The 547-nt window shown below is 61.4% G+C and carries 2 protein-coding genes; both read left to right on the top strand.

Annotation, left to right across the window (positions count from 1 at the left end; all coding sequences use genetic code 11):
• Positions 1–364 (top strand): carbohydrate ABC transporter permease (locus QWJ46_RS31105; RefSeq protein ID WP_302756384.1); only part of this gene is annotated, 364 nt, incomplete at its 5' end.
• A gap of 3 nt (positions 365–367) precedes the next feature.
• On the top strand, positions 368–547 hold a 180-nt coding region (locus QWJ46_RS31100; RefSeq protein ID WP_302756382.1), incomplete at its 3' end, for an ATP-binding cassette domain-containing protein.

Here is a 547-nt window from a genome sequence, read left to right as displayed (position 1 = left end):
CAATTTCTACGAGGCCTTTCCGACCGAACTGGTCAGAGCCGCCCAGGTCGATGGCGCGAGCTTCTTCCAGATCTTCCGCCGCATCATGCTGCCGAACTCGCTGCCGATCATTGTCGTCACCGTGATCTACCAGTTCACCAACATCTGGAACGACTTCCTGTTTGCCTCGGCCTATGCCGGCACCGGTGACTCCATGCCGATGACGGTGGCGCTCAACAACGTCGTCAACACCTCGACCGGGGTGGTCGAATACAATGTCAACATGGCGGCGGCGATGATCGCGGCCGTGCCGACGCTCATCGTCTATATCCTCGCCGGCCGCTACTTCGTGCGCGGCCTGATGGCGGGCGCAGTCAAAGGGTAAGTCATGGCCTTCCTGGAAATCTCCGGTCTCAGAAAGCGCTTCGGCGCCGTCGACATCCTCAAGGGGATCGATCTCGAACTCGAAAAGGGCGGCTTCCTCGTGCTGGTCGGCCCGTCCGGCTGCGGCAAGTCGACCCTGCTCAACACCATTGCCGGGCTGGAGACGATCACCGCGGGCGAGATC

Source organism: Rhizobium sp. CBN3, from assembly GCF_030518245.1.
GTDB lineage: Bacteria > Pseudomonadota > Alphaproteobacteria > Rhizobiales > Rhizobiaceae > Rhizobium > Rhizobium aethiopicum_A.
The sequence above is the reverse complement of the archived record's forward strand: the minus strand, read 5'-3'. Positions and strand labels throughout refer to the sequence as shown.